The sequence below is a fragment of the Extensimonas perlucida genome (assembly GCF_007655255.1).
GTDB classification, from domain to species: domain Bacteria; phylum Pseudomonadota; class Gammaproteobacteria; order Burkholderiales; family Burkholderiaceae_C; genus Extensimonas; species Extensimonas perlucida.
Genome location: NZ_VMYE01000005.1, coordinates 21,860 through 38,178, shown reverse-complemented (window position 1 = coordinate 38,178; position 16,319 = coordinate 21,860). Strand labels below are relative to the sequence as shown.

Genomic DNA, 16,319 nt, shown 5'->3' with positions numbered 1-16,319 from the left:
TTATTTGCAGGCTGCGCCTGCCCCTCTTTGCGCGCTACATTTGACGGCATGAACGTGGCACTCCATCCTCTTGCGGCAAACCCCGCGCCTGCGGGGGGGGCGGTTGCGGCCACGAATGCCGCGGCCAATGCCGCTGCGGCGAGCTTTGCCGCGCTCGTGGACAGCCTCGACTATCTCGACGCCGCAAGCATTGAGCAGGTGCGTAAGGCCTACCGCTTTGCCGACGCGGCGCACCTGGGCCAGCTGCGCAATAGCGGCGAACCCTACATCACCCATCCGATCGCTGTGGCGGCGCTGTGCGCGAGCTGGAAGCTCGACGCGCCCGCGCTCATGGCGGCGCTGCTGCACGATGCCATGGAGGACTGCGGCGTCACCAAGGCAGACCTGATCGAGCGCTTCGGCGTCACGGTGGCCGAACTCGTCGATGGCCTGACCAAGCTCGACAAGCTGCAATTCCACACGCGCGAGGAAAATCAGGCCGAGTCGTTTCGCAAGATGCTGCTGGCCATGGCGCGTGACGTGCGCGTGATCCTTATTAAGCTCGCCGATCGTACGCACAATATGCGCACGCTTGCCGACATGCCGCGCAGCAAGTGGCAGCGCATTGCGAGCGAAACGCTCGAAATCTACGCACCGATCGCGCACCGGCTCGGGCTCAACCAGACCTACCGTGAGTTGCAAGACCTGGCCTTTCGCTACCTGCACCCCTGGCGCTATGCCACGCTGGCCAAGGCCGTCAACAAGTCGCGCAACCGCCGCCGCGACCTCATCAAAAAAGTGCAGGCCGAGGTCGATGCGGCTTTTTCGCGCATAGGCATGAAGGTGCGCCTGGCCGGCCGCGAGAAAACGCTGTATGCGATCTACCAGAAGATGCAGCTCAAGCATCTGAGCTTCGCGCAGGTGACGGACATCTATGGCTTTCGCGTGATCGTGCCCACCGTGACGGACTGCTACACCGCCTTGGGCGTGTTGCACCAGATGTACAAGCCCGTGCCGGGCAAGTTCAAGGACCATATCGCGATCGCCAAGCTCAACGGCTACCAGTCGCTGCACACCACCGTGGTGGGGCCGGCGAACCTGAGCATCGAGTTTCAGATCCGCACCGAAGAAATGCACGTGGTCGCCGAGGCGGGCGTGGCCGCGCACTGGCTTTACAAGGCGCAAAACGCCGATGGCACGGCGGCCGAGCGCCTGGGCACCAAGTGGCTGCAGTCGCTGCTGGACATCCAGAACGAAACCCGTGACGCCGCGGAGTTCTGGGATCACGTCAAGGTGGACCTGTTCCCGGATGCCGTCTATGTATTCACGCCCAAGAGCCAGATCATGGCTTTGCCGCGTGGCGCGACGGTGGTCGATTTTGCCTACGCCATCCATAGCAACGTGGGCGACCATGCGACCGCGGCCAAGATCAACGGCGAGCTCGTGCCTTTGCGCACCGAGCTCACCAACGGCGACGTGGTCGAGATCATCACGGCGCCGGTGTCCACACCGAATCCGGCCTGGCTCGGCTTCGTGCGCACGGGGCGCGCGCGCTCGAAAATCCGCCACTACCTCAAAACCCTTGCGCAAACCGAGTCTGAAGGACTGGGCGAAAAGCTGCTGAGCCAGGCATTGCGTGCCGAGGGCTTGGCGCAGTTGCCGCCGCTCAATGCCGAAACGCAGCCGATCTGGGACAAGCTGCTGCGCTTTACCGGCAACCGCACGCGCAGTGAGCTCATGACCGACATCGGCCTGGGCAAGCGTATCGCGAGCATCGTCGCCAAGCGGCTGGTGGCGCTGCTGGGTGAAATCGGCCATCGCCCCGACGCCCTGCTCATGAGCCGCGAGCGCTATACCGCGCACGAAACCCTCTCGCAAGGCGCGATCATGCTCGACGGCAGCGAGAGCGCCTCGGTGCAATACGCGAGCTGCTGCCGCCCCGTGCCGGGCGACGCCATCGTGGGCTACCTAGGGCGCGGTGAAGGCCTGGTGGTGCACAATGCCCACTGCAGCGTGGCCAAGCGCCTGCAGGACAAAGACAGCGAGCGTTTCATCGCCGTCGATTGGTCGGACGAACCCGCCCGCTTGTTCGAGACGGGCATCGTCGTCACCGTGACCAACGGCAAGGGCGTGCTCGCGCGCGTGGCGGCTGCGCTGGCCGACGCGGAGGTGGATATCATCCACGTGGACATGCCCGACGAAGCCGCGCTCGAAACCACTGAACTGCGCTTCCTCATCGCCGTGCGCGATCAGGCGCACCTCGAGGCGGCCCTGCGCAACCTCCGGCGCACACCCGCGGTACTGCGTGCCGTGCGCATGACGCCGCAGGGCTGAATGCTTCAGGCTTTGGGCGCAGGGGTGGTTGCGGCGGGGTTTTCGGGATAGTGCAGCTGCAAAATCTCCAGCGTGCGCACGCCGCCCGGCGTGGGCAGTTGCACTTCGTCGCCCACACGCGCGCGCAAGAGGGCCCGGGCGACGGGTGAAATCCAGCTCACCTGCCCCTGGCTGCTGTCGGCCTCGTCGATGCCAAGGATGGTCACCGTGCGCTCGTCTCCCAGGTCATCGACGTAGGTCACCGTGGCGCCAAAGAACACCTGGTCGCTGCCCGCGTGCAGCGAGGGATCGACCACCTCGGAGATTTCGAGGCGCTTGGTCAGAAAGCGGATGCGCCGGTCGATCTCGCGCAGGCGCTTCTTGCCGTAGAGGTAGTCGCCGTTTTCCGAGCGGTCGCCGTTGCTCGCGGCCCAGTGCACCACCTCGACGATTTTGGGGCGCTCGTGATCGATCAAGTCGAGCAGTTCGGCGCGCAGGCGCGCGTAGCCTTGCGGCGTGATGTAATTTTTGCCGCCTGCAGGCAGCGGCGGCAGTGCCAGCTCTTCATCTTCTGGCGCGTCGGCTTCCTTGGTGAAGGCTTTGCTCATGGCGCAAAAAACGGAAAATCTAGGGCGGAAAATCGGGATCAAAAAAAGGAAAAGCCCCGCAATCGATGGTGATTGCAGGGCTTACCTGAATGGTGGTGCGGCTGGCAGGAATCGAACCCACGACCCCTTGGTTCGTAGCCAAGTACTCTATCCAGCTGAGCTACAGCCGCGAAGCCTCGTATTGTAGCAGCGAATTCACGATGGCGGTGAAATTTCCTACTTTCGTCGCTGGTTTTAGTTCTCGCGGCCCCTAGGAGCTTGTCGGACTTTGGAATCGTCGGCTGCGAATGCGCCGCAGCGGCCCATTTTTTACCGGCTTCTTGCCCCATGGCACCACTATGGAGCGGCGAATCCGGCAAAAACTGGCCTCGCTGGGGCGCATCTTCGCTTTCGACGCCCAAAGTCCGACAGGCTCCTAGCTTTGCACCGGCGCGACCCCTGCGGATCCCGTAGGCGCTTTCTTTTGCACAAAGGACTGCACTGCAGCGTCGAAGTCTTGCGTCATCAGCCCGAGCACCTGCGCGTGGTTTTCGAGTTCGAGCGCGGCTGCCAGACTGGGCGCGTCGATGTTTTGCCACATGAGCCGCTTGGTGTGCGCGGTGGAGTAGGGCGGATTGGCGACGATCTGCTGTGCGCACTCGAGCGCGCGCGCCAGCAACTGCTCGGGCGGCACAAGGCCGCTGAGCAGGCCCGCTTGCAATGCCTCGTCGGCGGGCATGGGGCGGCCTGTGAGCATGAGCTCGAACGCGCGCCCCGCGCCGATCAGGCGTGGCAGGTGGTAGCTGATGCCGCATTCGCCCGCGGTCAGGCCGATGCGCACGGCGCCGATGTGAAATTGCGTGCGTGCGGTGCCAAAGCGCACGTCGGCTGCGAGCGTCAGCGCCATGCCCGCACCCACGGCCACGCCATCGACGGCGGCGATCACGGCCGCGTCGCTCGCGCGCAAACGCTGGACCAGACCTGCGAAAGTCTGCTGCAGGCGCATGGCTTGCAGCACTTGCGCTTTATCGAAGTCTTTACCTTCGACCCATGCTTTGAGGTCTAGCCCGGCGCAAAAGTGCCCGCCTTCGCCGTACAGCACCAGTGCGCGCAGCGACGCGTCGGCCAGAATCTGGTCGAAGAGGCGGTGCAGGTCATGCACCAATGCCAGATGCAGCGCATTGCGCCGCGTGGGTCGTTGCAGGCGCAAAACGCCAAGCCCCGGTGCAGGTGTGCTGTAGTCGAATTCGCGTGAGGCTTGCTCCATGGCCTGTCTCCTTCGTTTCTCGTTGCCGACGAAGGACCATCTTACGCCATGGTTTTTCGGCTTGCAGACGGCTTTTTTCTCGCCAGGAAAAGCAAAAAACCGCACGTCCCAAAAAGGCGGTGCGGCTCTGTTTTGTGCGCTTGGCGCGATGCGCTGGTGCCCGGGGCCGGACTCGAACCGGCACGCCTCGCGGCGGGGGATTTTGAGTCCCCTGCGTCTACCAATTTCACCACCCGGGCGGCATGCAATGAAGCCGGCAATTATGGCACAGTTGAGCTTATGCAACACCCTCCGTACCCGACCATAGAAGACACCGTGGGCCGCACGCCGCTCGTGGCCCTGCAGCGCATAGGCGCGCAGGAAAGCGCCGCGCGCGGCAATGTGATTCTGGCCAAGCTCGAGGGCAACAACCCCGCGGGCTCGGTGAAAGACCGGCCCGCGCTCTCGATGATCCGCCGCGCCGAGGAGCGCGGCGAGATCCGCCCCGGCGACACGTTGATCGAGGCCACTTCGGGCAACACCGGCATCGCGCTGGCCATGGCCGCGGCCATCAAGGGCTACCGCATGGTGCTCGTGATGCCCGAAGACCTCTCGATCGAGCGCGCGCAGACCATGAAGGCGTTTGGCGCCGAGCTCGTGCTAACGCCCAAGAGCGGCGGCATGGAATACGCGCGCGACCTCGCCGAAGCCATGCAAAAGCGCGGCGAGGGCAAGGTGCTCGACCAGTTCGCCAACCCCGACAACCCGCGCAGCCATTACGAGACCACGGGGCCCGAGCTGTGGGAGCAGACGGGCGGGCGCATCACGCATTTCGTGAGCGCCATGGGCACCACGGGCACCATCACGGGCGTGGCGCGTTTTCTCAAGGAAAAAAACCCCGCGATCCAAATCATCGGCGCGCAGCCGCAGGAGGGCGCGCGCATTCCTGGCATACGCAAGTGGCCCGAGGAATATCTGCCCCAAATTTACGACCCCAGCCTGGTCGATGAACTGATCTACGTCGGCCAGGACGACGCCGAGGACATGTGCCGGCGCCTCGCGCGCGAAGAGGGCATTTTTGCAGGCATTTCGGCGGCCGGGGCGTGCTGGGCGGCGCAGCAGATCGGCGCGCGCGTGCAGCAGGCGACGGTGGTGTTCGTGGTCTGCGACCGCGGCGACCGCTACCTTTCCACGGGCGTGTTCCCGGTTTGAGGGACGGTGCTTTTTGACGATGAAGCCACGCAACGACTTTTCTGCTCCGCCCACGGGGGACACTGCACTGGAAAAAAGCCACACGCCGATGATGCAGCAGTACATGGGCGTGATTTCTAAGCCCTTGTCGCGTTTGATTTTTCTTTAAAGCCCATTCCATCGGTCCCCCGGAATACCCCACCACGCGTGGTGACAAATGAAGGCAAATGACGGTGACCTCGTGATCGGCCCCACTGCGAGGCACGATCTTCGAGTCTGCTGCTTACCCCATCGAGTGAGACGCTGTGCTGTTCACATTCAGAGGTTCGGAAAATCTTGTCACACCGCCGTAAAGAGGGCTTGGTGGTTCAGAGATTAGGTCGAACTTGACGAACGTAAGTGGCTTTATCGATGCCCACATGGTGCAGGAACGTCTTGAAGACGCCCGGGCTCACCGGGTCGCGCGTGGGAAGAATGAAGGCACGTTGATCCGGCCCCGTCCACTTCTGGTGACCGCCTTTGCCGCCCGACGCGTCCAGGCTGTGGTGGAAGCGTTTTAGCGCCCGCTCAAGCTCGCGGCGAGGCGGCACGTTGAACGTGGACGGGTGGCTCTGAAGACGGTCAGCAATGACCCCGGAGCCCACGAAACGCAAAGGGATGTCGGCGTGCTGGAAGTCGTACGGCAGCGGGCCGGTCAGGGCGCTTTCAAGCGGCAAGCCGATGCTGGTGGAGTTGATCTTGGGGTTGGCAGTGCTTAACTGGTTGGCAAAGGTGCGCCATGTGGCGGCGTGATGTCCCAGGCGCCATTCCCGATACCCAGGTGGTGCGAGGTCGAGAGCCCCTTCGACGACGCGGTCCAGGCCCTCAATGTTCGACGCCATGCGTGTCACCAATGACCTGATGCTGGGTGCTTTAAACCAGTCCCATGCTGACCAGTTGGCCAGGGCTTCCTCAAGCCAATCGGGCGTTTCGCGCAGCGCCTGGTAGACGCGGTCCTGGTAGCGCAGGTGTCGCGGCTGCTGGGCGTTGATTTCAAGCCACGAGAGTGCGGCCTCCACCCGAGCGTGGAACAGCTCGTGGGCGTAGGTCAGGCCAAAGGCCAGCAGCGCAGCCAGGCTGTGTGATCCATTAACATTCTCCGACTTGAAGTCGTCCAGAAAGCTAAGCGCCAGGTCGTCCAGCTTTCGGGCGTCGAAGTAGATGCCCCACGTTTCCTCGGTCCATACGTGATAAGGCTGGAACCAGGCGATGGCTTCGAAGCCCTGTCCCTTTAAGTCGCTGCGAACGCCGTCAACCCGGTCTCGGTCCCCGATTTGGTCGAGCTGCAGATCGTCTAGCGAATCCTTGAGATCGTTTGCCTCCGGAACAAAGCCCTGGACTTGAACCGAGTCCTCCACCGGCTGAGCGCCAGTGTCGAAGTTGGGACTGCCTATCTGCTCGCTGCGCGGCTTGCGCAGTGCCGCAGGCAAGCGCCTTTGAACGGCCCAGCGGACCTCGGGGTACGAGGGGAGGCCTGAGTGGGGCGCCCATGAAACAAGGCCTTGCGCGCGGTGCCCAGCAGTGCCGGGGAGAATACCGGCGTAGTTGCCATCACGGGAAGGGGGCCAGCCAGATGCGGCGACCGCAGAAATTGCTGAACGAGCCAGCTTCTCCGTGTCGCCCGAAGTAGGCTGTGGGAACTTCACGGCACGCAGCATGAAAGTCCGTAGCCGCTCCGCAGTTACAACCGGGCGCTGAAACTGGCTCTTCATCGCCAACTGCGCTTGGGCGAACCCTTCGAACTTCTTCATGGCACTGTGGCGTCCGTAGAAGTCCTCGTTGTCCTGCCTCTTACGGCTGATCGCATCGTCGAATTCGGCGACCTTGGTCTGATGCTCCAGAAGAAGCGCATCTGCACTGGCTTTGAGGGTAGACGATATCCAGGCATCCGGTACCAACGGCTTCGATCGGCCCACCAGAACGCACAGGGTTTTGTCGTCAGGCAGCAAAAACACACCGCAGCAATACGCGACAACCTTTGTACCGGGGCCAATGCGTGAGTCGGTAGGTTTGAGCTTGGTAGGAGACCAAACCGCTTGTTCCAGTTCTCCCATTAGTCTTAGCCCGGTACCGCTTCGTAGACGGGCTAAAGCTCGCGCTGTGGCCTTAGCTGCGTAGATGGTTACCGCAAGCGAGCCGGTTGATATAAATTCGACAACGTTAGGATCGGTGATCGGCACATCAACACAGAACACGTCAGGTGCAGTCGTCCATGCGAAGCTGGGTGGAATCCAGCTTCGCACACGCGGGGGGCTGTTGCTTGGGCTGTTCATAAGGTCACTCCATTGTGAAGTTGAGCTTGCAACTGATCTTTAGAGCCACAATCCGGCCATCCCTCATTTCATGAATGCCGCTCGGCTGTACTCTTCCGGCCTTTCTGACCACCAGTGCGTTGCGAACTTACCCAGCTTCACCTCGAGGGCGCTCGGCCGCCAGAGGTCGTGGTACTCTGTTTTCATCGCCTCCTGCATGAAGCCCTCCTCAACACCACGCTCGCGGTAGTAGATTGAGGTCATGTAGTCGGAAATTCCCCACGGCGCCCCGCGCGGTAGTCCACAGTAGCCCGCTCGGTGGAAACCAAATCGCGCATCTGGAGTGATGAAGCGTCGCTCACCAGCAAGGAATATGCCCGTGCAGGCACTCACGCAACGGCCTTGCACTAGAGTGTCCAGGCCCTGCTTTCTTACGATCTCGATCATGAGTTCTTCCTCATGAACCAGTCCCCCAGAGGAATCAAGCTGTAGCAGCTTGAGGTGCGGATTGTCTAAGATTGCTCGCTCCAGAGCCTTGGCGCTGCCTTCCCCAATGCTGCCGCTAACCACGATCCGGTTGAGTTCGGGCATAGCCGTGACGGTCCAGGGTTTCGAAATCCATTTGCTTGTACGTTGCTCGCACTCGCTGAGAAAGCGAGCATAGGCGCTGGGTGATTTCCAGTTATACAAAATAACTTCCCTGGCCGTGCCCCACAGCATCCAGATTCCAAAACCAGCCATCAGAAATGTGAGAAAAGCTGCCGCCGTCCTCGACTCGGTCAGGAGGTTCATGGACTTGCGGTAAGTCCCCACGGCCCACCAGAACATGGCGGGTAACAGTGCCGCGGAGCCAAGGCGAAAAATCATGTCTACGGGCTTGCTTTCAGGATGAAAGGCCTGGCTGAGCAGAAAGGCCCCAAAAAGGATCAAAGTGGTCGGCACAAATACCACACAGAGTGCAACCACCAGAGTGCGGAACAGCCCAAGTTCACCCCGCCAGTGCAGACGGAAGAACTGACCCATGCCTGGCCAGCTATTGAACTTGGGAGATAAGCGAGCGCGACCAGCCAGTTTGGGCAAGCGCAGGGTAACGTGCATGTGAGCACCCCCACCTCAATGAGACAGTGATTGCAATAGGGGTAGTATTGGTAGACATGTGGCTCACAGCATGAGCCACTAAACACGATAACCTGAATGCATGCTGAATTCGTTAAGGACGAAGATGGCCAGACCACAGGCTCAACTGCTGGACTTACCCCGAGGACCTCTCTGGTTCAAGGTCACGGGCATGCTGCAACAGAACTGGGCGATGTTGGCCGAGGCCTGCACAGCCGATTCGTCGGCTCACACGGGTGCATCCATCCTGTTCTTCGATGATCACGGTTTAGTGTTCGATGAAGTGGTTTATGCGAATGCAGCTCAGGCCGAGCATGCCCTGGCGTTCAACGGCTTCACGCCGCTCAGTGAACAACCGGGATTTCGGACGGTGGCCGGATCGCCCCAGTTTCCCCTCCGACGGGGGAACCGGTTCGAACGACCGGTCTACTCGTCCGGTGAGTATTGGCAACAGCCGCCGGGTCTTGATCGGGTGACTCAGCGTCGCACAATGACACCCGCAGGTCTAGAGCGCTTTGTGGAGGCCCAGGCGACGGTCATCGACACCGCGATGGAGGAACTTCGGGCCGGTCGCAAGGAAACGCACTGGATGTGGTTTGTGTTTCCGCAGCTTTACGGGCTAGGTCGCTCTAGGAAAGCCCAGAAGTACGGCATCGTGGACTTGCACGAGGCACGGCTGTACCTGGAGCATCCTCTGCTGGGTCACCGGCTGCACGAGTGCTTCCGTCTGGTCCTGCAGCACCCGGACCGTCGGGCGGACGATATTTTCGGGACGGTGGACGCGATGAAGTTTCGCTCTTGCGCGACGCTCTTCGATAGAGCATCGGCCACCCCGAACTCGGTGTTTCATTCGGCTCTGAAACATTTCTACGGCGGCAAGGCGGATCTTGAAACGGTGAGGCTGCTCTGAGATGGACCGTACCGAGCGCTTCTACAAAATCGATGCCCTGCTACAAGGCGGGCGGGCGGTGCCCATCGGCACGATGCTGGAAATGTTGGCGGTCTCCCGGGCCACGTTCAAGCGCGATATCGAGTACATGCGCGACCGGCTGAACTACCCCATCGTCTGGGACCGGGAAACACGAGGTTATCGGTACGAGCAGGACGGAGAAGCAGAAATCCAGAACCTGCCGGGCCTATGGTTCAACGCCCAGGAAGCCTACGCACTCTTGATGATGCAGGCGATGCTGTCCGACCTGCAGCCCACGCTGCTCAAGGCGCAGATTGAACCTCTGAAAGCACGGCTGCGGGCCCTGATTGAATCCGGCCAGCACGCGGCCAACGACGTGGAGAAGCGCTTCCGCCTGCTGGCCACCGGTCACCGTGCGGTGGCGGCTCAGCACTTCGAAGTGGTTGCCACCGCCCTCCTCACCCGCCGCCAGTTGGCGCTGCGGTATTACGTGCGGGCCCGCGACGAGCGCAGCGAGCGGGTGGTCTCTCCCCAGGTCTTGGTGCATTACCGGGGCAACTGGTACCTGGTCGCCTGGTGTCACATGCGAGTCGGCTTGCGCTCGTTTGCGCTGGACTCGATGGAAGAAGTGCACCTACTGGATGTCAAGAGCCAAGAGGTTGATGAGCGAACTCTCGAAGAGTTCGTGGGCCAGGGGTACGGAATATTTTCTGGGAGAAAGGTGCAGTGGGCGCGGCTGCGGTTCTCGGCCGAGCGGGCGCGCTGGGTGTCCCGGGAGATGTGGCATCCCAAGCAGGAAATCACATGGCTGGCCGATGGGCGCATGGAGATGCGGCTGCCTTACACGGATTTGCGGGAGTTGACGCTGGACGTGCTGCGCCATGGAGCGCATGTGGAGGCGCTGGAGCCCAAGGAATTGAGAACCGCCCTCAAGGCGGAACTGGCCCAGGCCATTCGGGCCTATGCATGAATGCATCACAAACTCAAAGCAGGCGCTTCGAGAAACGACAGGCACCCCTTCTTTCTGCCGGCAATCACAAAGGAATGTGAACCCATGACCTCCAACCATCTGGCTCTGCTGGGCGACTCCATATTCGACAACGCCAGCTACGTCGCGCCCTCCGAATCTGTCATAGAGCACCTTCGTCGTACGCTGAAATCCCCACACGCCTGTACACTGCTGGCCGTCGACGGCGATGTGACGCGGCAGGTGCATGCCCAGTTGCAGCGGCTGCCTCCGAGTACAACCCATCTGGTGCTGAGCGTCGGTGGTAACGATGCCCTGTCATGGCTGCCCACCCTAGACCACCCGGTAAGTTCGGTGATGGAAGCCCTAGCGCACCTAAACCACATCCAGACTGACTTCACGAGTCACTACGATTACCTTATGGATCGAGTGTCCGAGCGCCGACTGCCTACCCTAGTCTGTACGATATACGACGCCGTGCCGGGACTGACCCCGGCCCTTGAGACCGCGCTGTCGGTTTTCAATGATGTGGTGACTCGTAGCGCCATGCAACACCGCTTTGACATCCTCGACCTGCGCACGCTTCTGACCGAGGCGGCGGATTTTTCCGAGGTGTCACCAATCGAGCCATCTGGGCAGGCGAGCCAAAAACTTGCACGCGCCATCGCCGACTGGAGCGTGGCGGTTTGACACGGACGACAACGCCTTTCAGTTGCACCCACTGGCAGCTCTCTGTGACAAGTTTGGGCTGGTCACTTCGGATAAAGGTCGTCGCGGTCCGGTCGAGACGACCTGTATGTCGGCACAACTGGACGATCGTCCTCGACCTCCTTGGCCGGGACAATTCGCCCCAGTGTGAAAGCGTCCTGCGCTAAGCCGCAGGCGACAGAGATCCGTTGATATTCGTGCACCCCTCCAGTGAAACCGTCCAAATTCTTGTGCGGTGGAAGCGGCATCAGATGCAGACCTTGAGTTGACGGCACAGGCATCGTCTTCAGCGCCTCTCGATACAAGTCAAACAGCGCCCCGCCTCCTGTAAAGAATGTGCGGATCCCCGTACGCCAAGCATCAGACAGCCTGTAGCGGCGGCTCTTGGTGATATCGAATACGCTTTTGATCACCCTTTGCAGTTCTGCCCTGAACAGTGCGTCTCGGCTTACGACGTGAGCCTCAGCGACACCGGTAGCTCGAGCGAAGACCGGGGCTGCGTCGATTGGGGCCAGTTCGTCAACTGCGCGAGTAAGGCCATCGGCTTCGACACCCAACAGCCTGTTCTGGATGAGCCCATGCGTGCCCAACGCATGAACTTGAGGAACGAGGAATGGAAACGTGTCCTCTTCGTCGACTTGATGCACATTGAACGTCACGACGTCCAAAGTTCCTCCCCCAACATCCACCAGTGCGTGCAGGCCACGCTGCCGTTGAGGTGACTGCATGTAACCAGCCATCTGGGCCACAAACTCTGGCCTAACTTGATGGTCCACGAGATCAGGTAGAGCCTCGCCTTCTTGCCACAACTCGGATGCGCTACCCGCCAATCGCTGTGGGTTTGTCTCCAGACTTCGCCGCCAGCCCGTAGCCGCCAACGCGTGGTAGGCACGTGCCAACTGAGTGCTTTCCAAGCCATTACTGGGGGCCCCGATGTTGAGCTGCCACCGAAGATGTGCACGTCCAAGTTTGTCCCCGTGATGATGGAACACCCAAGCTCGAACGTATCGCAGCACCAAGGCGATGAAGGTGCTGGCAGCACCGATACTCGACCGGGAGACTGCAGGGTTGATGAACGGTAGCTTCAGATCGTTGCGAATCTCATCTGAGCGTGCGTTCGGGTGTTGCCCAATGAACAGCGAGCCATCTCTCAACTCCGTGTACTCACTGGGTAACAAGTAATTCGGCTCGCACTTGGAAACGCCGTCCCAAGTGACGGGGAAGATCTTGTCTCTGAAGCCAACCGCCGCCTTGGTGTATGAGGTACCAAAGTCGAGTCCGATGACTATATCGACCGCTCCGCTGTGCCCCGCTTCGACACATTGCGTCCAGCCTCCTCGAGCAATCCAGCCCTCAGGCTGCCGAAACAAGTCTTGTCGGGTGGGAGCGCCTTTCGGAAGAGGCCGAAACACCGACGGCACAGGCTGCGGCCGCTTGATTGAACTCTGCGCTGGTTGTTGAGGTTTGGACAGAGGCGCTTTCAAAGACCGCTTTGCTGGAACCACCGGCTGCACTTGGATCGATAGCTGCTTCACCGGAGACGATACGGGCGGCGAAGCTGCCCCCCGAGAGCTCCGCGGGAAAGGCTTGCTCGAGATGTCTTTGCCACCGGTACTCTGCGCAGATCGATGAAGCTGGCCCGTACCGGTTCCGTGCCCTTTGTCATTAGGAGGCAACGGCTTTGACTGTCCGTTTAGACGCGACATTCCATCCGTGTTCGGCAGCTTGAGTGGAGTGCCACCCCTCCGAAGCTCCGGTACACGCGCCACCTGACTGCGCGGGGGGCGAGAGGCCGCCTCTGTCTCTGGGCCCTTCAATTGGCTCTTGATGCGCTTGAGTTCGGAAAACCAGTCCGGCATACGTCAGCCCTCCAATCGCAACAACCCTGCACAAACCAGAACATGATCGGGGATTACGCGTTCGCGTTGGAGCACTTGCTCTCGCTTCAGTCCCATGCGCGCCGCCAATTTGTCGATTCGCCCCTGAGTGGCCTTGGCAAGCGAGTGTCTGCCGAGCTCCTCGTGCCGGTTGCGCGTGGCCTGCAGAACACGAAGTCGATTGGCAAGATGTTGCTCGATCCCGTGAAGCTGGAACATCAAGCGGTCAGAATTCTCGTCCTGCTTGCGTTTGCTGGCACGACCATAGGCTTCTGCCAAATGCACTTCAAGTTGATCAAGTCGCTCAGCGATTTCGTCGAGCTGGACTAGGTTCGCCGCCTCCAACCAGTCTGTACCGTGCAATCGCGCAGCATTCACCAAGCCTTCCGCCAGATCGTCTGCAAGAATCTCCTGACTCCTAAGGTCGCACGCTGCGACTTGAAGCCACTCCTCTTCCTTCACACCCTTGAAGGTCCACTTACGGATGGCAAACATGTAATCGCCTGCCGATACGTCCAAACCAAACTTCGATTGCAGCTTGACAGCAACCACTGGGTAAAAGGCTTCATCTAAGCGTGCCAGCTTTTCGCCGATGAACCGAATCAGTGGATGGAACTGATGAATTGGCTCCCACGCGCGGCCTCCCACCGTCGTGACACTGTTCAAAAACTTGCACGTTCGCGGCAGTCCCGAACCAAGCATGGTCTGACCAATCTGGCCTGTTCGGCGACAGAACTCATCAAGCTCCGCCGCCATACCCATCGGAAGTTGAATGGAGTACAGGTTGATATCGTCCAACTGCGCAAACTGATGACCAGGAGCATGGCGAGACAGAAAATCACGGACATAGATAATCAAGTCGGATTCGGTAACTCGACGTGAAAGCTCCTTGGCTGCCGCGATGCGATCCAACACTAACCCACCATGGGCAATCATCTGTGCGGCGTTTTTCTCCAACTCATCCTGACGGAGTCGCACGTTCTCAAGTGCAAGCCTTGCCCGCTCAATCTCCGCTTCCTCTTCTTCTGGTGTGAGCTTCGACGTCAGCAGCTTGGACTCGAGCCTTTGTATAGTCTCGCCGATCACTGGCTCAGGCTCGCCCAGCGCTTCCTCAAACACCTTCAAGCGCGTCAGGAGCCTGCCCAAGATCCTCTCGTCGATCGTCTCCTGGTAAAACAGGTTCCAGATGTAGATTACTTTGGACTTCTGGCCCAGACGGTCGATACGACCGATGCGCTGTTCAACGCGCATTGGGTTCCAAGGCAGGTCGTAATTCACTAGCAGGCGGCAAAACTGCAGGTCGACACCTTCAGCGGCCACCTCGGTAGACACCAGCACACGCAACTCCGGCCGATCCCTGAACTCGTTGATCAAGTCCTGCTTGGATTCACGCATGTTTCCCCACAACAGCATGGACTTCATGCCTGCCGAAGAGAGCCGCTCGGCCAAGTAGTGAGCCGTCGCACGGAAAGAGCTGAAGAGAATGACTTTCTCAACGGGGTTGTCAGCGAAGTAGTCCGACAACACATCCAGGAGCCGCGCGAACTTCGAATCTGATCTTTCGAGTTCAGCAGCGTCCACATCTCTTGGACGGTTGGCGAGCAAGAACTCCTTCAGCGTTGCGCTGATGTCCTCCAACTCGCTCTCGTCTTCGCCTTCCTCCATGTCTTCCAACACGAGTTCAGCCATGTCCTCGACTAAAGTTCTGTCGCCACCGAGCCATGCGCGGGCGAAAGCAGCAGGGCAGCTGCAAACCTGCCGCTGAGGCGTAGCCAGCAGAAAGCCATCAGAGATACCGCGACGCCAGGCGTAATCTCGGGTGACCTCGGTCACATAGGTATAGAACTTTCGTTCCGCCTCGGTCATGGGAACCTTTTCAGGCGTCACTTCCCGACGCGGGCGCTCCAACTGCACATCGCGCTTGCGTGTGCGAGTCACCACATGCCCTAGCAGATTCACTCGCTCCAAACTGGATGCCAGTTCTGCTCGGTACTCGGCAGACTGTAAGCGCTCCTGCGTCGGTGGATCCTCAAGGATTGAGGCCAGCTGCCGCGAATTCGCAAGCAGCTCGCTGGACGCTGCCGCTTTGACATGTTCGATGATCTCCTCTGATCGGGAGTTTCGACGCAGTGCCGCGTCGCGTGCCAACACCAGCGGTCGGTTCGCGGCCAGCATTTCTCTGAAGCTCGAAGGGTACTGAAAGTGATCTGGGTCACACAGGCGCAACAGGTGGTACAAATCCTCGTTCGCAAGATTAATCGGGGTTGCCGACAACAACACCCGGTGGTGCGACACCTCCCGCAGCATCTCACCCAGGGTGTGCGCGGCGCTCTCCGGGTTGCGCATGTAGTGCGCCTCGTCGAATACAACCAGGTCGATCAGTGGATCGTCGGTCGCGTTCTCATCGAGTAGGTTGGCAAGCACTGAACGACCCGACAGTCTCTTACCGGTTGACTCCGCTGTCGGCTTCCAAGACTTCGGTGGTCTGAGCGCCTGATAGCTCGCAATCCAGGCTTTGGACGGACCGAAGCTGCTGCTGTTTCTCAGCTCATCAGCCAAATTAGCTGCATTCACGATGCTGGCGTCGATTCCGAAGCGGTTCTTCAGTTCGCTTCGCCACTTTTCGCGCAGCATTGCCGGACACACGATTAGGAGTCGACGCATATCCTCACGCGCCCGCAACTCAGTCCATATGATGCCCGCCTCGATCGTTTTGCCCAGACCGACTTCGTCAGCGATCAGCAAACCATCGGCGGGCGATTCCAACAGGGTCAGCAAGGGCTTGTATTGGTGTGCGAAGAACTCAGTGTTCGTAACGCCCATCGAGTACACCAAGTTGGCGAGTCGCCCGGACAGGTGCACGTGCGTCAAACTGCGGCGGAGGTCTTCTGCTCGACCAAATCGACCGCTCTCGATCACCCCATAAGGGTCATCGCTCTGAGCCGTGGAGATCAGCTCGAGTTGGTCTTCCGCAACGTAGTCATTTGTCCCGTCACGCCAACGGACCCCGTAGTAGCTGATGGACCCGCGAGCCCGTACTTGCCCTGTCGTAGCACCAAGTTTTCCGGGGTTGTCGATTCGACGAACTTCCGTGCCCTTTTCCCATTGCATGAGATCTCCTTGATGAGGTATCG

11 protein-coding genes and 2 tRNA genes are annotated in these 16,319 nt (G+C 60.3%); 5 read left to right on the top strand and 8 right to left on the bottom strand.

Annotated elements, in window-relative coordinates; genetic code table 11:
• The first annotated feature begins 48 nt into the window (after window positions 1–48).
• The gene (locus tag FK527_RS06250; protein ID WP_144731180.1) at window positions 49–2,313 is read left to right on the top strand and encodes a RelA/SpoT family protein; all 2,265 of its coding nucleotides are present in this window, start codon (window positions 49–51) and stop codon (window positions 2,311–2,313) included.
• Window positions 2,314–2,318: 5 nt separating this feature from the next.
• Here the strand turns inward: FK527_RS06250 and greB are convergent, their stop codons facing one another.
• The 4 genes from greB to FK527_RS06230 all read right to left on the bottom strand — a co-directional run bounded on the left by greB (window position 2,319) and on the right by FK527_RS06230 (window position 4,385).
• On the bottom strand, window positions 2,319–2,900 hold the full coding sequence (gene greB, locus FK527_RS06245; protein WP_144731177.1) for a transcription elongation factor GreB: 582 nt from the start codon (window positions 2,898–2,900) through the stop codon (window positions 2,319–2,321).
• Window positions 2,901–2,993: 93 nt separating this feature from the next.
• Window positions 2,994–3,070: transfer RNA gene (locus tag FK527_RS06240), tRNA-Arg, on the bottom strand.
• A gap of 245 nt (window positions 3,071–3,315) precedes the next feature.
• Window positions 3,316–4,146 (bottom strand): enoyl-CoA hydratase/isomerase family protein, encoded by an 831-nt coding sequence (locus FK527_RS06235; protein ID WP_144731174.1) that lies wholly within the window; start codon window positions 4,144–4,146, stop codon window positions 3,316–3,318.
• Window positions 4,147–4,300: 154 nt separating this feature from the next.
• Window positions 4,301–4,385 (bottom strand) — tRNA-Leu (locus FK527_RS06230).
• A 40-nt stretch (window positions 4,386–4,425) separates the two neighbouring features.
• Here FK527_RS06230 and cysM point away from each other — a divergent pair.
• Complete coding sequence (gene cysM / locus FK527_RS06225) at window positions 4,426–5,337, top strand: cysteine synthase CysM (RefSeq protein ID WP_144731171.1); 912 nt, start codon at window positions 4,426–4,428, stop codon at window positions 5,335–5,337.
• 347 nt (window positions 5,338–5,684) lie between these two features.
• Here the strand turns inward: cysM and FK527_RS06220 are convergent, their stop codons facing one another.
• Window positions 5,685–7,409 carry a hypothetical protein gene (locus tag FK527_RS06220; RefSeq protein WP_144731168.1) on the bottom strand — a complete coding sequence of 575 codons (1,725 nt, stop codon included), beginning with the start codon at window positions 7,407–7,409 and terminating at the stop codon, window positions 5,685–5,687.
• A gap of 282 nt (window positions 7,410–7,691) precedes the next feature.
• On the bottom strand, window positions 7,692–8,705 hold the full coding sequence (locus tag FK527_RS06215; protein WP_144731165.1) for a COG3904 family protein: 1,014 nt from the start codon (window positions 8,703–8,705) through the stop codon (window positions 7,692–7,694).
• A gap of 190 nt (window positions 8,706–8,895) precedes the next feature.
• Between FK527_RS06215 and FK527_RS17740 the strand changes: the two genes are divergently transcribed.
• The 3 genes from FK527_RS17740 (at window position 8,896) to FK527_RS06200 (ending at window position 11,290) form a co-directional block, all read left to right on the top strand.
• Window positions 8,896–9,633 carry a DUF1810 domain-containing protein gene (locus FK527_RS17740; protein WP_342778962.1) on the top strand — a complete coding sequence of 246 codons (738 nt, stop codon included), beginning with the start codon at window positions 8,896–8,898 and terminating at the stop codon, window positions 9,631–9,633.
• A 1-nt stretch (window position 9,634) separates the two neighbouring features.
• Entirely contained in the window at window positions 9,635–10,603 is a 969-nt protein-coding gene (locus FK527_RS06205) for a helix-turn-helix transcriptional regulator (RefSeq protein ID WP_144731161.1), read from the top strand.
• An 84-nt stretch (window positions 10,604–10,687) separates the two neighbouring features.
• Window positions 10,688–11,290 carry an SGNH/GDSL hydrolase family protein gene (locus tag FK527_RS06200; protein ID WP_047349946.1) on the top strand — a complete coding sequence of 201 codons (603 nt, stop codon included), beginning with the start codon at window positions 10,688–10,690 and terminating at the stop codon, window positions 11,288–11,290.
• 62 nt (window positions 11,291–11,352) lie between these two features.
• Here FK527_RS06200 and FK527_RS06195 read toward each other — a convergent pair whose 3' ends face one another.
• Both FK527_RS06195 and FK527_RS06190 read right to left on the bottom strand, forming a co-directional pair.
• Window positions 11,353–12,792: an acetate and sugar kinases/Hsc70/actin family protein gene (locus FK527_RS06195; protein ID WP_144731158.1), complete on the bottom strand. Its 1,440-nt coding sequence runs from the start codon at window positions 12,790–12,792 to the stop codon at window positions 11,353–11,355.
• 378 nt (window positions 12,793–13,170) lie between these two features.
• Window positions 13,171–16,296: an SNF2-related protein gene (locus FK527_RS06190; protein ID WP_144731154.1), complete on the bottom strand. Its 3,126-nt coding sequence runs from the start codon at window positions 16,294–16,296 to the stop codon at window positions 13,171–13,173.
• Window positions 16,297–16,319 lie beyond the last annotated feature (23 nt).

Coding starts and splice junctions, on each gene's coding strand:
- FK527_RS06215 (WP_144731165.1), bottom strand. CDS start 8,705: ATGCACGTTACCCTGCGCTTGCCCAAACTGGCTGGTCGCGCTCGCTTA.
- FK527_RS06190 (WP_144731154.1), bottom strand. CDS start 16,296: ATGCAATGGGAAAAGGGCACGGAAGTTCGTCGAATCGACAACCCCGGA.
- FK527_RS06220 (WP_144731168.1), bottom strand. CDS start 7,409: ATGGGAGAACTGGAACAAGCGGTTTGGTCTCCTACCAAGCTCAAACCT.
- FK527_RS06205 (WP_144731161.1), top strand. CDS start 9,635: ATGGACCGTACCGAGCGCTTCTACAAAATCGATGCCCTGCTACAAGGC.
- FK527_RS06200 (WP_047349946.1), top strand. CDS start 10,688: ATGACCTCCAACCATCTGGCTCTGCTGGGCGACTCCATATTCGACAAC.
- FK527_RS06250 (WP_144731180.1), top strand. CDS start 49: ATGAACGTGGCACTCCATCCTCTTGCGGCAAACCCCGCGCCTGCGGGG.
- greB (WP_144731177.1), bottom strand. CDS start 2,900: ATGAGCAAAGCCTTCACCAAGGAAGCCGACGCGCCAGAAGATGAAGAG.
- cysM (WP_144731171.1), top strand. CDS start 4,426: ATGCAACACCCTCCGTACCCGACCATAGAAGACACCGTGGGCCGCACG.
- FK527_RS06235 (WP_144731174.1), bottom strand. CDS start 4,146: ATGGAGCAAGCCTCACGCGAATTCGACTACAGCACACCTGCACCGGGG.
- FK527_RS17740 (WP_342778962.1), top strand. CDS start 8,896: ATGCTGCAACAGAACTGGGCGATGTTGGCCGAGGCCTGCACAGCCGAT.